This is a genomic window from Stenotrophomonas sp. SrG (assembly GCF_050031795.1).
In the GTDB taxonomy this organism is placed as follows: domain Bacteria; phylum Pseudomonadota; class Gammaproteobacteria; order Xanthomonadales; family Xanthomonadaceae; genus Stenotrophomonas; species Stenotrophomonas rhizophila_A.
Genome location: NZ_JBNBBE010000584.1, coordinates 1 through 251, shown reverse-complemented (window position 1 = coordinate 251; position 251 = coordinate 1). Strand labels below are relative to the sequence as shown.

Below are 251 nucleotides of genomic sequence, written 5' to 3'. Positions count from 1 at the left end.
ACCGTACGCCGGCGTAGTGTTTTCAGCGTGAAAAACGCATGTTGTTGTTATGAAAAGACCAGACTCAGGCGTGTGGCTGTAATCTTGTTCATCTATTCCCGCCACTTGGGCCCTTGAGCGTCCGCCGTGTCCGCACAACGCAAGATCATCCACGTCGACATGGACGCGTTTTACGCGTCGGTGGAGCAGCGCGACAGTCCGTCGCTGCGGGGGCTGCCGGTGGTGGTGGCGTGGAAGGGGGCGCGTTCGGT

1 pseudogene is annotated in these 251 nt (G+C 59.8%); it reads left to right on the top strand.

Features of this window, described 5'->3' with window-relative positions:
- Nucleotides 1–126: 126 nt before the first annotated feature.
- Nucleotides 127–251: pseudogene (locus ACQG3P_RS20930) on the top strand (DNA polymerase IV); the annotation flags it as partial.